Origin of the sequence: Devosia lacusdianchii, from assembly GCF_022429625.1 — a bacterium.
Lineage (GTDB): Bacteria > Pseudomonadota > Alphaproteobacteria > Rhizobiales > Devosiaceae > Devosia > Devosia lacusdianchii.
On record NZ_CP092483.1, the window covers coordinates 3,137,626 to 3,150,820 of the forward strand.

At 63.7% G+C, this 13,195-nt stretch carries 10 protein-coding genes; 7 read left to right on the forward strand and 3 right to left on the reverse strand.

Translation table 11 applies throughout. The annotated features are described in order from the left end of the window. Window positions 1–33: 33 nt before the first annotated feature. Window positions 34–1,299 (reverse strand): imelysin family protein, encoded by a 1,266-nt coding sequence (locus tag MF606_RS15540; protein ID WP_240230257.1) that lies wholly within the window; start codon window positions 1,297–1,299, stop codon window positions 34–36. 499 nt (window positions 1,300–1,798) lie between these two features. Between MF606_RS15540 and MF606_RS15545 the strand changes: the two genes are divergently transcribed. From MF606_RS15545 to MF606_RS15575, 7 genes are all read left to right on the forward strand, one after another. Continuing rightward, window positions 1,799–2,908: an ABC transporter substrate-binding protein gene (locus MF606_RS15545; protein ID WP_420842211.1), complete on the forward strand. Its 1,110-nt coding sequence runs from the start codon at window positions 1,799–1,801 to the stop codon at window positions 2,906–2,908. Between the two features lie 156 nt (window positions 2,909–3,064). Continuing rightward, window positions 3,065–3,949: an ABC transporter permease gene (locus MF606_RS15550; protein WP_240230258.1), complete on the forward strand. Its 885-nt coding sequence runs from the start codon at window positions 3,065–3,067 to the stop codon at window positions 3,947–3,949. Then, a complete protein-coding gene (locus MF606_RS15555) occupies window positions 3,946–4,737 on the forward strand; it encodes an ABC transporter permease (RefSeq protein ID WP_240230259.1) in 792 nt (263 codons plus the stop codon). The genes MF606_RS15550 and MF606_RS15555 overlap by 4 nt, the downstream gene beginning before the upstream one ends. A gap of 13 nt (window positions 4,738–4,750) precedes the next feature. Further along, on the forward strand, window positions 4,751–5,815 hold the full coding sequence (locus tag MF606_RS15560) for an ABC transporter ATP-binding protein (RefSeq protein ID WP_240230260.1): 1,065 nt from the start codon (window positions 4,751–4,753) through the stop codon (window positions 5,813–5,815). A 4-nt stretch (window positions 5,816–5,819) separates the two neighbouring features. Continuing rightward, window positions 5,820–6,650 (forward strand): 3-mercaptopyruvate sulfurtransferase, encoded by an 831-nt coding sequence (gene sseA, locus MF606_RS15565; protein WP_240230261.1) that lies wholly within the window; start codon window positions 5,820–5,822, stop codon window positions 6,648–6,650. 115 nt (window positions 6,651–6,765) lie between these two features. Then, complete coding sequence (locus tag MF606_RS15570) at window positions 6,766–7,938, forward strand: efflux RND transporter periplasmic adaptor subunit (protein WP_240230262.1); 1,173 nt, start codon at window positions 6,766–6,768, stop codon at window positions 7,936–7,938. A gap of 14 nt (window positions 7,939–7,952) precedes the next feature. Next, complete coding sequence (locus MF606_RS15575) at window positions 7,953–11,066, forward strand: efflux RND transporter permease subunit (RefSeq protein WP_240230263.1); 3,114 nt, start codon at window positions 7,953–7,955, stop codon at window positions 11,064–11,066. 49 nt (window positions 11,067–11,115) lie between these two features. Here the strand turns inward: MF606_RS15575 and MF606_RS15580 are convergent, their stop codons facing one another. Both MF606_RS15580 and MF606_RS15585 read right to left on the reverse strand, forming a co-directional pair. Then, window positions 11,116–11,913 carry a hypothetical protein gene (locus tag MF606_RS15580; protein WP_240230264.1) on the reverse strand — a complete coding sequence of 266 codons (798 nt, stop codon included), beginning with the start codon at window positions 11,911–11,913 and terminating at the stop codon, window positions 11,116–11,118. Window positions 11,914–12,077: 164 nt separating this feature from the next. Further along, on the reverse strand, window positions 12,078–13,127 hold the full coding sequence (locus MF606_RS15585; RefSeq protein WP_240230265.1) for an MraY family glycosyltransferase: 1,050 nt from the start codon (window positions 13,125–13,127) through the stop codon (window positions 12,078–12,080). Window positions 13,128–13,195 lie beyond the last annotated feature (68 nt).

The following is a 13,195-nucleotide window of genomic DNA, read 5'->3' on the forward strand; positions in this document are numbered from 1 at the left end:
GGCGATAACGGTGGTGGGGCGCGTGCGTCCGACCTACTGGAACACCGCATCCGGGTTGGACAGGCTGTCGCTATCCTCGATCGTCACCGCATCGCCCAGCTCGAGCAGCGCCACGGCGCGCTCTATGCCGCGGGTCTGGGCGATCAATCCGTCAATCGCGGCCTGCACCACGGCATTGCCCTCTTCATTGCCTTCGCCGATCTGCTGGTCATAGGCCTCGCCACCCTCAGCGCGATCGGCCATCACGTTCATCTTGACGATGGTGTCGTCCAGCAAGCCCTTGATTTCCGTATCCAGCGCCGCATCCTTGCCTGCGATCACCTGCGACAGCGATGGACCTTCGACCACCGAACCATCCACACGGGTATACTTGCCCAGATAAACATTCTGGATGCCGATGGCGTCGTTGAGATGGGATGCATGCGTGTTGTCCGAAAAGCAGTCATGCTCTTCTTCCGGATCATGCAGCAGCAGGCCCAGCTTCATGCGCTCGCCGGCCACTTCACCGAACGACAGCGAGCCCATGCCCGTCAGGATCGCCGAAATGCCGAGTTCCGGCAGCGCGGCGCGAGCCGCGCCATCGGCCGTCCAGTCGGCGACCATTTCTTCGAGATCGCTCACCAGAAGAGTGGACGCGGCCTTGAGATAGGCGGCGCGACGATCGGCATGTTCGGCGGTCGAGTAGTCGGTGAAGGCGCGCGCGCCGGCACCCGGGCCGGTGCCGTTGAGGTCCTGGCCCCAGAGCAGGAATTCGATGGCGTGATAGCCTGTCGCCACATTGGATTCGACGCCGGCCGCTTCCTGCAGGTTGTCCTGCAACAGGGTGGGGGTGATCTCGGTCGCGTCGAGTTCGACGCCGTCGATCATGATCCTGGGATTGGCGATGACATTGGCGACATAGAGCGCATTGCTGTCGCTTTCGCTGCCATAGCTGGCATCGACATAATCGATCAGGCCTTCGTCGAGCGGCCAGGCATTCACGCGCCCTTCCCATTCATCGACGATCGGGTTGCCGAAGCGGAAAGCCTCGGTCTGCTGATAGGGAATGCGCGCCGCTTTCCAGGCATCCTTTGCCGCCTGCAATGTCGCTTCGCTCGGCTCGGCAATCAGCGCGTCGATTGCCGCATCCAGGGCCTTGGCTGTGCTCAACGAGTCCTCGTAACCGGCCAGCGCAATATCGGCATAGGTTGCCAGCACATCGGCATCAGCCGGTGCCTGGGCGAAGGCCGTTACGGGCGCGACGGAAAGCAAGAGGGCAATGGCAAAGCTGCGCAAGGTGCGCGCGCCGGGCAAAGACATGGGTCAGCCTCCAAAGTGAATTTGAAAGCGGAGTACGCCTGTCATCTTCCAAAATCAATTCAATTTCAATAGTTTAGAAGAAGTCTAAAGTAGTGACAGGGTCTTTGACCCGCCCTCTACCACAATCGCTTCGCGCGGACTTGATCCGCTGGTCTCTCGTCGCCCGTGCCGTGCTGGCAGTGACCCGCGGATCAAGTCCGCGGGAAGCGTCGAGGGTGTACAAGCTCCCCGCTATTCACCGTCGTCCCGAAATTTTTGACCATCTGGACTAAACTGTCACAAACGGGCACTGTCACAATTGCAACTGGGAGGATGCAGCCGGGACGGGGGATTGCGCGGAAACGGTTGAATTCCGGGCGACTGCGCCCATTGGACGGCGTCATATGCCGTTTCAATTCACCGTCATCGCACTGTCATGTCGCCTCTCTACTTCCTCGCGCAGTTCGCCGGCGCGCCATTCAACAGGCGCTGTCGAACGACTATTTCAGGGAGACTGAACATGACTTTCGCAAAGGCGCTCGGTGCATCGGTTTCGATGCTTGCCGTGCTTTCCGTCACCGCCCCCGCATTTGCCCAGACCGACCTCGACGCGCTCTACGAAGCCGCCAAGGCCGAAGGCCAGCTCACCACCATCGCCCTGCCCCATGACTGGTGCGGCTATGGCGCCGTGATCGAAGGCTTCAAGGCCAAGTATCCGGGCATCACCGTCAACGAACTCAACCCCAATGCCGGTTCGGCCGATGAACTCGAAGCCATCCGCGCCAATATCGGCAATACCGGCCCGCAGGCTCCCGACGTGATCGACGTCGGCCTGGCCTTCGGCCCGCAGGCCAAGGAAGAAGGCCTGCTGCAGGCCTACAAGGTCTCGACCTGGGACGACATTCCCGCTGACGCCAAGGACGCCGATGGCTTCTGGTACGGCGACTATTATGGCGTGCTGGCTTTCGGCATCAACAAGGACATCATCACCGGCGACAACCCGGCTTCCTGGGCCGACTTGATGAAGGACGAGTATGCCAACTCGGTCGCCCTGGCCGGCGATCCGCGTACCGCCAACAACGCCATCCTGTCGGTCTATGCCGCTGGTCTCTCGACCGGTGCTGACGCCGCCACCGGCGCCCAGGCTGGCCTCGACTACTTCAAGGCCCTCAACGACAAGGGCAATTTCGTGCCGGTCGACGCCGAAGCCGCCGCTATCGCGCAGGGCACGACGCCGATCGCCATCAACTGGGACTACAACCTGCTGGCCGCCCGTGACAACCTCAACGGCAACCCGCCGATCGACGTCGTCGTGCCGTCCGATGGCGTTGTGGCCGGTGTGTACGTCCAGGCCATTTCGGCCCACGCCCCGCACCCGAACGCTGCCAAGCTCTGGATGGAATATCTCTATTCCGACGAAGGTCAGCTCGGCTGGCTCGGCGGCTACTGCCACCCGATCCGCTTCAACGCCATGGCCGAAGCCGGCGTCTTGCCCGACGATCTGATGGCAAAGCTGCCCGCCGCCGACAACTACGCCAAGGCGGTGTTCCCCTCCATCGAAGAGCAGAACGCCAACAAGGCCACGATCACGACCGGCTGGGACACCACCGTCGGCGCGGCCGTTCAGTAAAGCTCAAGAATACCGCACCCGCCGGTTCTCCGGCGGGTGCTCGATCTTTCCACGCCGTCATTGCCGGCTCGTCCGGGCAATCCATGCGGCGCATAGATGGTCCACCAGGACAAGCCCGGTGGTGACGACTGTTGCAGGTTTGGGGCACGGAGCGGAATGACCGACACGACGACTTCACCTCCGGCATCACCCCGCCGCCGCATCCCCTGGGACTCGCTCGCCGTAGCCCCGTTCATCATCTTCGCAGTCATGTTCTTGTTCCTGCCCACCCTTTCGCTGGTGGGCACGGCCTTCACCGACCGGGCTGGCAATTTCACCTTCGACAATATCGGCGGCCTGTTCAGCGATCAGATCGTCGCCGCCTATTGGATCTCCATCCGCATTTCCGGTGCATCTGCCATTCTTGGCGCCCTGATAGGTCTGGCGATAACGCTGGCCATCATCCGCGGCCGCCTGCCTGCGCCTTTGCGCTCCGCCGTCATGACCTTTTCGGGCGTGGCCTCCAATTTCGCCGGCGTGCCGCTGGCCTTCGCCTTCATCGCCACGCTGGGGCGCCTGGGCCTCGTCACCATCATCCTGCGCACAGTATTCGGGCTCGACCTCTATCGATCCGGCTTCAACCTGCTGAGCTTCTGGGGTCTGACCCTCACCTACCTCTACTTCCAGATTCCCCTGATGATGCTGACCATCGCGCCCGCCGTCGATGGCCTCAAGAAGGAGTGGAACGAGGCGGCCCAAATGCTGGGCGCCAGCCAGTGGCAGTTCTGGCGCTATGTCGGCCTGCCCATCCTCTGGCCCAGCTTCCTCGGCACGTTGAGCCTGCTGTTCGCCAATGCCTTCGGCGCCATCGCCACGGCCTGGGCCCTCACCGGCTCCAACCTCAACATCGTGACCGTGCTGCTCTACAACCAGATCCGCGGCGACGCGCTGCAAAATCCGGGGCTCGGCGCCGCGCTGGCCCTGGGCATGATCGTCATCACCTCGCTGGCCAACGTCATCTACCTGGTGGTCGCCAACCGCGCCGAGAGGTGGATGAAATGAAGGCCAACAAGTTCTGGGCCTGGTTGGTCTTCGCCCTCGGCGCCGCCTATTTCATCGTGCCGCTGCTGGCCACATTCGAATTCTCGCTGCGCATGCGGCGCGGTGAATACAGTTTCGATGCCTACGCCTCGGTCTTCTCCGACCCCGCCTTTGCCAGCAGCTTCAGCTATTCGGTGATCATCGGCCTCGTCACCATCGTGGTCGGCGTCCTGGTCGTCGTGCCGGCGGTCTATTTCGTGCGCCTGCGCATGCCCTGGCTGCGCCCGTTCATGGAATTCATCACCCTGCTGCCGCTGGTCATCCCGGCGCTGGTGCTGGTCTACGGCTATATCCGCCTCTACAACTCCTCCTCGATCATCCCCTTCACCGGCAGCGCCATCGGCACCGACATCCTGCTGACCGGCGCGTATGTCACGCTGGCTCTGCCCTACATGTATCGCGCCGTCGACAATGGCATGCGCACCATCGATATCGGAACACTCACCGAGGCGGCGCAGATCATGGGCGCCAATCAGGCCCAGATCATTGGCCAGATCATCTTGCCCAATATTCTCGTGGCCATCCTCTCCGGGGCCTTCCTGACCTTCGCCATCGTCATCGGCGAGTTCACCATTGCCAGCCTGCTCAACCGGCCGGCCTTCGGCCCCTACCTCGTCGGCATCGGCACCAACAAGGCCTATGAACCGGCAGCGCTGGCCATCATCTCATTCATCATCACCTGGGGTGCCATGGGCATGATCAACGTGCTCGGCCGCTTCGCCCCCCGCACCTCCGCCAAAGCAGAGTGAGCCTCGACTGACCATGGCAGCCTTCCTTGAAGTCCAGAACCTCACCAAGACCTTCGGCGCTACCACCGTGGTCAAATCAGTCAGCTTCGCCTTCGACAAGGGCGAGTTCATCTCCCTGCTCGGACCGTCCGGCTGCGGCAAGACCACCATCCTGCGCATGATCGCCGGTTTCGAGAACCCGACCTCGGGTTCGATTCTGGTCGACGGGCAGGACATTACCCACCTCAAGCCCAACCAGCGCCAGCTTGGCATGGTGTTCCAGGCCTATGCCCTGTTCCCCAATCTCAGCGTCGGCGACAATATCGGCTTCGGCCTCAAGATCGCGGGCATGCCCGCCGAACAGCGCCGCGCCCGCGTCGACGAAATGCTCAAGCTCATCGGCCTGCCCGGGTTCGAGAAGCGCTACCCCTACGAAATGTCCGGCGGCCAGCAACAGCGCGTTGCCCTCGCCCGCGCCATCGCCCCGCGTCCCCGCATGCTGCTGCTCGACGAACCGCTATCAGCGCTCGACGCCAAGATCCGCGTCTCGCTGCGCGAAGAAATCCGCGCCATCCAGCTCGATCTGGGCATCACCACCGTCTTCGTCACCCACGATCAGGAAGAGGCCCTGTCGATCTCCGATCGCATCGTGGTGATGAATTCAGGCAATATCGAACAGCTCGGCGCCCCGCACGAGATTTACAACAAACCGGCGACCCGGTTCGTCTCCACCTTTGTCGGTCAGCTCAACAATATCGAAGTCACCGTGGTCGATCTGGCGGCCAAAACCGTCTCCATCGATGGCCAGACCATCACCGTCCCCAATTTGCCCACCGATGCGACCGTCGGGGGTAACAGTGTGCTGACGCTTCGCCCCGAAGTGCTGTCCATCGGCGCGCGCGAGGGCAACGATATTACCCTCGCCGGCACCATAGCCGACGTAACCTTCCTCGGCTCCGTCATCCGCCTGCGCATCGTCCTCGGCAAGAATGTCGTCAGCCTCGACACCTTCAACGACCAGCGCACCCCGCCACCCAATCGCGGCGAGCCGGTCACCATCAGCCTCGCCAGCAAGGACTTGTTGGTGCTAAGCAACTAGCACCATGGAAAATCCTTTCGTCACCACCGAATGGCTGGCCGCTCACCTCACCGACCCCAACCTGGTCGTGCTCGACGGTAGCTGGCACATGCCCAATGCCGCCCGTAATGCCCAAGCGGAGTATCTCGCGGGTCACATCCCCGGCGCGGTCTTCTTCGACATCGATGGCGTCGCCGACACCAGCACCGACCTCCCCCACATGCTACCGTCACCCAACGATTTCGCCCGCATGGTCGGCGCGCTGGGCATTGCCGAAACCATGACCATCATCGTCTATGACGAACTCGGCCTCTTCTCTGCCCCCCGCGTCTGGTGGACGTTCAAGACCATGGGCGCGCGCGACGTCCGCATCCTTGCCGGCGGTGGCCCCAAATGGCGCGCCGAGCGCCGCCCGACCGAAACCGGCCTTGTGGCTCGCCCGCCGCAGACCTTCCACACCAGCTTCGATCCGGCTCGCGTCGCCGATTTCGAGCATGTTCGTGCCCGCAGCAATGACGGCGCTGGCCAGATCGCCGATGCCCGCCCCGCCCCGCGCTTCCACGCCGAGGTTCCTGAGCCGCGGCCCGGCCTGCGTGGTGGCCATATTCCCAATAGCGTCAACGTCCCCGTCGGGCTGCTGACCGAGGCTGGCCAGATGAAATCCCCAGCCGAACTGGCCCAGCTCTTTGCCGATCGCGGCCTTGAGCTCGATCGGCCGGTCATCACCTCCTGCGGCTCGGGCATCACCGCATCCACCCTCGCCTTGGCCCTGCAATTGGCCGGAGCGGAAAATGTTGCCGTCTATGACGGGTCCTGGGCCGAGTGGGGCGCCCGCCCCGATGCCGAGATCGCCTAGTAAACTTTCCGTTCTTACCGCATTGTAACGTGCACCCGACGGCGCTGCTGCTAGACTTTGCGCAATCGTGGCCTGGGTCGGCCCGGTGATCTCATTCGATTTCGGGGTACAGTGCTTGATACGGCAGGTCGTAGCATCGCTCATCGTTCTGGTCGCGGCGGCTGCTGCCTGGATGTTCTTCGTGCCGAGCTCGACGGCCACCCTGGCCAGCTACGGCATCGTGCTGCCCTTCGGCACACCGGCTCCCGAGCAGGCCAGCCAACGGCCGGGTGGCGGACAAGCTGGGGGGCTTGGTCGTCGGCCCGGTGCTGCCCGCACAACCAATGTCGTCACTACGCCCGTAACTCTCGCCACCATCAATGACAGCCTCGTCGCCATCGGTGAAGGCACGGCCTTGGGCGCGGTGACCGTTTCGTCGCCCGCAGGCGGCACGTTGGCCGAAATCCTGGTCCGTCCCGGCCAGACCGTGGCGAGAGGCGACGTGATCGCCCGCCTCGATGCCGACGCCGAGAATATCGCCTTTGACCGCGCCAAGCTTGCCGCCGACGACGCCAATGCCACGCTGGCCCGCACGGAGGGTCTGGCCAGTTCCAGCCTCGTGGCGACAACCGCGCTGACCGCGGCCCAGCTTGCCGCCGCCAATGCCGATCTGGAACTGCGCAATGCCGAGGTCGCGCTATCGCGCCGCACCATAGCCAGCCCGATCGCTGGCACGGTAGGGCTCATCAAGGTCACGCCGGGCAATTACATGGCAGCGCAAACGGCCGTCACTACGGTCGACGACACGTCCGCCATAACAGTCGATTTCTGGATACCCGAGCGCTATGCCGCCTCGGTCGCGCCGGGCATGCCGGTGACCGTCGCGGCCATCGCCCTGCCGGGACGCAAATTCGAGGGCGAAATCAGCGCCGTCGACAACCGCATCGACCCCGCTAGCCGCACCCTGCAATTGCAGGCTGAAATCCCCAACGAAGACCAGATGCTGCGCGCCGGCATGTCACTGTCGGTAGCGATTTCCTTCCCCGGCGAACAATATCCGGCGGTCAACCCGCTCGCCATCCTGTGGTCGGCCCAAGGCTCTTACGTGTGGAAATACGATGCCGGCAAGGCCACCAAGGTCATGGCCGAAATCGTGCAGCGCAACAGCGACGGTGTGCTGGTGCGCGGCGATCTGGCGCCGGGCGATGCCATCATCACCGAGGGTCTGTTGCAGCTCAGCGAAGGCACGGCCGTGACCCTGCTCGATGGCCCCGACGGCAGCGCCCAAGAGGCAGCCGCCACCCCCTGACCGGAGACCGCATCATGTCGATCGCGCAAAAGAACGAACGGGGCGGCACCTTGGCAGCGCTCTTCGTCCGCCGGCCGGTGCTGGCCGTGGTGGTCAATGCCATGATCGTCGTTGCCGGCCTCGCGGCTCTGCTCGGCGTCGAAGTGCGCGAATTGCCCAGCGTCGAACAGCCCGTACTCTCGATCTCCACCAGCTTCCCGGGCGCCGCCGCCGAAACCATCGACCGCGAGGTTACCTCGATCGTGGAAGGCGCCGTGGCGCGCGTCCAGGGCGTTACCGCCATTTCGTCCAGTTCCTCGACCGGGCAGAGCCGCGTCACGCTGGAATTCTCCGACGGCACCAATCTCGACGTCGCCACCTCCGACGTGCGCGACGCCCTGAGCCGCAGCACGCGCAACCTGCCCGACGGCGTCGAAGACCCCACCATCTTCAAGGCCGACAGCGACGCGCAGCCGGTCATCCAGCTCGCCGTGACCTCTGACACCATGTCGGTCGGCGAACTCAGCGCGCTAGTCGACGACGTGATTTCCGAGCGACTCGCGGCGGTCGATGGCGTGGCCGAGGTGCAGGTCTATGGCACGCGCAATACCGCCTTCGAAATCGACGTCGATCCGCTCAAGCTCGCGAGCCTCGGACTCACCGTCGCCGACGTGCGCAATGCCCTCTCGACCATTGCCTTCGATACGCCCGCCGGTTCGATCAACGGTCCTAACCAGAACATCACCGTCCGCGCCATCTCGGAAGTCACCACACCCGCCGATTTCGAGGCCATCATCATCAATGGCCGGACGCTGCTGGGCGACGTCGCGACCGTGGTGTTCGACGCCGCCGCCAGCACCTCGTCGCTCCGCTCTGATGGTCGCCCCGGTATCGGCCTTGGCATCGTCCGCCAGGCGCAATCCAACACCATCGAGATTTCCGAGGGCATTCACGCCGCCGCCGAAGTCCTCAACGACACCCTGCCCGAGGGCGTCGAGGTCAAGGTATCGAGCGACGAGGCCGTGTTTATCGACGGCGCGCTGCACGAGGTCGAAATCGCCTTGGCGGTATCGCTGATCGTCGTGGTCGCCATCATCTTCCTGTTCCTGCTCGATTGGCGGGCGACGGTGGTTCCGGCGCTCTCCATGCCCATCGCCTTGCTGGGCGCGGTAGCGGGCATCTATCTGGCTGGCTTCTCGCTCAACATCATCACCCTGCTGGCGCTGGTTCTGGCCACGGGGCTCGTGGTCGACGACGCCATCGTGGTGCTTGAGAATATCGTGCGCCGCAAGGGCATGGGCGCTGGACCGCGCGCCGCCGCAGTGCTCGGCACCCAGGAAGTGTTCTTCGCCGTCGTCGCCACCACGCTCACCCTGGCCGCGGTCTTCATTCCCCTGTCTTTCCTCAGCGGGCAAACCGGCCGCCTTTTCCGCGAATTCGGCTTTACCCTCGCCATCGCGGTTCTCCTCTCATCCATCGTTGCTCTCTCCATGGGCCCGATGATCGCCTCGCGCCTGCTGAGGGCGAGCGAGGCACACCACCATGGCGGCATGATCGGTGCCGTCGGCCGGGGACTGGCCTCGATCTATCGAGTCACCCTGCGCGTCGCGCTGCGCAACCCCTTCGTCGTCGTGCTGATTGCGCTGCTCTTTGCCGCCTCGTCCTACTTCGTCTATGGCAACCTGCGGCAGGAGATCACTCCGCCCGAGGATCGCTCGCAGATCCAGTTGCGCATCCAGGCGCCGACCACCGCCAGCCTCGACTACATCCGCACCCAGCTCACCCGCGTCGAATCCATGCTGCAGCCCTTCGTCGACAGCGGCGAAGTGCAGTCGATCTTCGTGCTCTCCGGCTGGGGTAGCGGCGGCTCGCTGACCCTGACGCTGGCGCCGTGGGGCGAACGCGCCCGCAGCCAGCAGGAGATCGCCAACGACATCAACACCCTGATGACGCAGGTGCCCGGCGTGCGCGCCTCGGTCGGCCAGGGCAACAGCCTGGGCATTCGCGGCGGCGGCTCCGGCTTGCAATTCGCCGTGGTCGGTTCGGACTATGCCGTCCTCGCCGATACCGCCAACCGGATTTCCGATCTGCTCGAGGAAGACGGCCGCTTTGGCCGCGTCAGCGTCAACTTCGACACCACCCAGCCCCAGCTCACCCTGACCGTCGACCGCGCCAAGGCGGATGACCTTGGCATCGATATCAACGGCCTCGCCACCACCATGCAGGCCATGATCGACGGCAGCGACGTCGGTACCGTCTTCATCAACGACACCAGCTACACTGTGCGCATGATCTCGACCAGCAATCCGGTCAACGATCCCCGCGATCTCGAAAGCCTGTTCGTCAAAACCGGCGACGGGCGCTATGTGCCCATGTCGACTATCGCCACCATCACCGAATCGGCCGTTCCCCCGTCGCTGCGGCGCGAGGAGCAGCGCCGCGCCGTGCCGGTCACGGCCAGCCTCGACGGCGGCCTGGCGCTAGGCGACGCCTATTATCAGATGCTGGATATGGCGCGGCCCATCCTGCCCGAGGGCACCTCCATTATCCCGCTGGCCGAAGCCAAGACGATCGGCGAAGCCAGCAACGGGCTGTTCATCACCTTCGGCTTCGCGCTCGTCATCATCCTCCTGGTGCTGGCGGCCCAGTTCGAGAGCCTGTGGAGTGCTATCATCGTCATGACCACCGTGCCCTTCGGCGTGGCGGCGGCGCTCTATGCGCTGCTGGTGACGGGAGGCAGCCTCAACATCTTCAGTCAGATCGGGCTGGTGCTGGTCGTCGGCATCATGGCCAAGAACGGCATCCTGATCGTCGAATTCGCCAATCAGTTGCGCGACCGGGGCCTGTCGGTCTCCGAAGCCATCGAGCAGGCCTCCAATATCCGGCTGCGGCCGGTCATGATGACCATGATTGCCACCATCCTGGGCGGCCTGCCCCTCGTGCTCGCCAGTGGCGCTGGCGCCGAGGCGCGCTCCGCGCTGGGCTGGGTCATGGTCGGCGGGCTGAGCTTCGCCGCCATCTCGACGCTCTATCTCACGCCGGTCGCCTACCTGCTGCTGGCCCGCTTCAGCAAGCCCAAGGCCGAGGAAGAAGCCCGCCTGGAGCGCGAACTCGACGCCGCCAATGGCACGGCCGAGCCGGCGGAATAAGAATGGCCGGCTTCCATGGGAAGCCGGCCCGGAGCTTTATCTGTTTCGATCAGAACACGTAGACCATCAAGGTCGAGCCCTGCCGCTGCACGCCGAGGACGTGGCCGGGCTGATAGTTGGTGCGGCTGAGGGCGGCATTGATCAGCGCATCCGATGCCACTGCGCCGACCATCTGCTGGTAGTTGCTGTTGCTCGCCAGCCAGTTGCCGATCTGCCGCCGCACTTCGGCGCAAACGCGGATCGGGACGAGTTGGATACTGCTGGCGCGGTTCCAGCCACTCAACTGCGTTTGCTGGAACAGGCTCACCAGTTGGTTGGGGTTGGTACCGGCGCAGGCGTTGGAATTCGAGCCGATGCCCACCGAGCCACCGCCGGCGCTGCGCAGGATAACGGTGCCGCCGCCACCATTGCCGTTGGTGCCGTTGACGCCATTGCGCCCGTTGGTGCCATTGGTCCCATTGGTGCCATTGTTGCCGTTGCCACCACCGATGCCGATATCGATACCGATCAGGCCACCGCCACCGCCGACATTCACGTTGGCATCGAGCACGCCACCAACGCCAGCGTTCACATCCAACAGGCCGCTACTGCCACCGAGCGCTACATTGGCGTCCACCAGCGAGCCGGAGCCGCCACCGCCCACATTGGCATCGAGTATATTGCCGTCGCCGCCACCAAGACCGAGGTTGACGAGGCCGCTGTCGCCGGCCGAGCCGCTATCGAGGGTGATCAGCGCACCGCTGTCGCCATCGCCAAGCAGACCATCTAGGATTTGGGCATTGGCCGGGGCGGCAAGGAACACGAGCCCACACGCCACCATCATCGCCATTCTGGATCGAGCAATCATGAAAACCTCCTGTTTCCGGTCGCTCTCGACCGTTACTGGTGGAAATCATGTGCCCAATGCACTGGCCCCATAATCCGTTGAGATACCTAGTTTTTCTGCCAACTGATTTGTCGGTTAGCAGATAGTTCCAACAGTTGAGTCAATTGCGGCGAGAGCGGTGCGACTTAACGAACCTTGATCAGCAGGATGACCAGCAGCCAGATGCTGGCGACGTGAATGAGCAGGAAGCGCAGCAATACCTGCGCATTGGACCACTGCAAATTCTTCCTCACGTGGTCGTGGAATGGGAAACGGATGGAGCTGAGAATGCGCCAGCCGAAGAGCCGCATCAGCGCCACCTTAGCGAGGCCGGTAGCGCCGTTGAACAGTAACAGCGCGCCCACGAAAAACACCGTCGCCGGATTGCCCATGACCACGACGCACATGCCGACGAAAAGGCCGATGGGCCTTGATCCGGCATCGCCCATCAGAGCCGCGCTGGGCGGCGCATTATGCCAGAGATAGCCCACGATAGCGCCGCAGAATACCGCGGCGGCAAGGGCCCAGCTCACCGCGTCCGGATTGTAGGGGATCAGCAGATAGCCCGCATTGGTTTTGTCGCCGACGACAAAGTAGAGCAGGAAACCCAGCACGCAGATCGTGAACGCCGACAGTGTACCCGACACGCCATCGACCCCGTCATTGCAGTTGACCGCGTTGATGCATAGCCACACGACCGGGGTGTAGAGCAGCACGCCACCCCACCACGGCAGGGTGAAATGGGCCGAGGTGAAGGGCAACCAGACCTCGGTGCTGTTGCCATTCATCAGCACGATGCAGACGAAAAGCGATATCGCCAGATCCGTCAGGCCCAGCGTGAGCTCGCTCAGTCCACCGGGCTTGCTGTCGTCAATGTAGCCGACGCAGGAGGCGATCAGCAGCGCTCCGAGGCAGAAATAGATCTTGGGGTCATAGGGCAGGCAGACCACCAGCACGCCCACCGTGATCAGCACGATGAACACGCCGACGCCCACCGGCTTGCCCACGCTCTCCTCCGCGCCCACAGCGTGTGCCCGGCCCTTGTCCTTGGTGAGCACATGCCATACGCGCGGCAGGACGAGCAGCGACAGGATCGCCGACAGCAACGCCCCCACGGTCGCCAACACGGTGTAAGAAGTGAGAAGTCGCGCGGGGCCCCAATAGGGAGCAACGAATTCGGAGAGGAAGGTAAGCATGGCGGGCCGATCGGTAGTGAACTGCCGGTCTCGGTGACACGGTTGAGTCGGACCAACGCCGTATGATC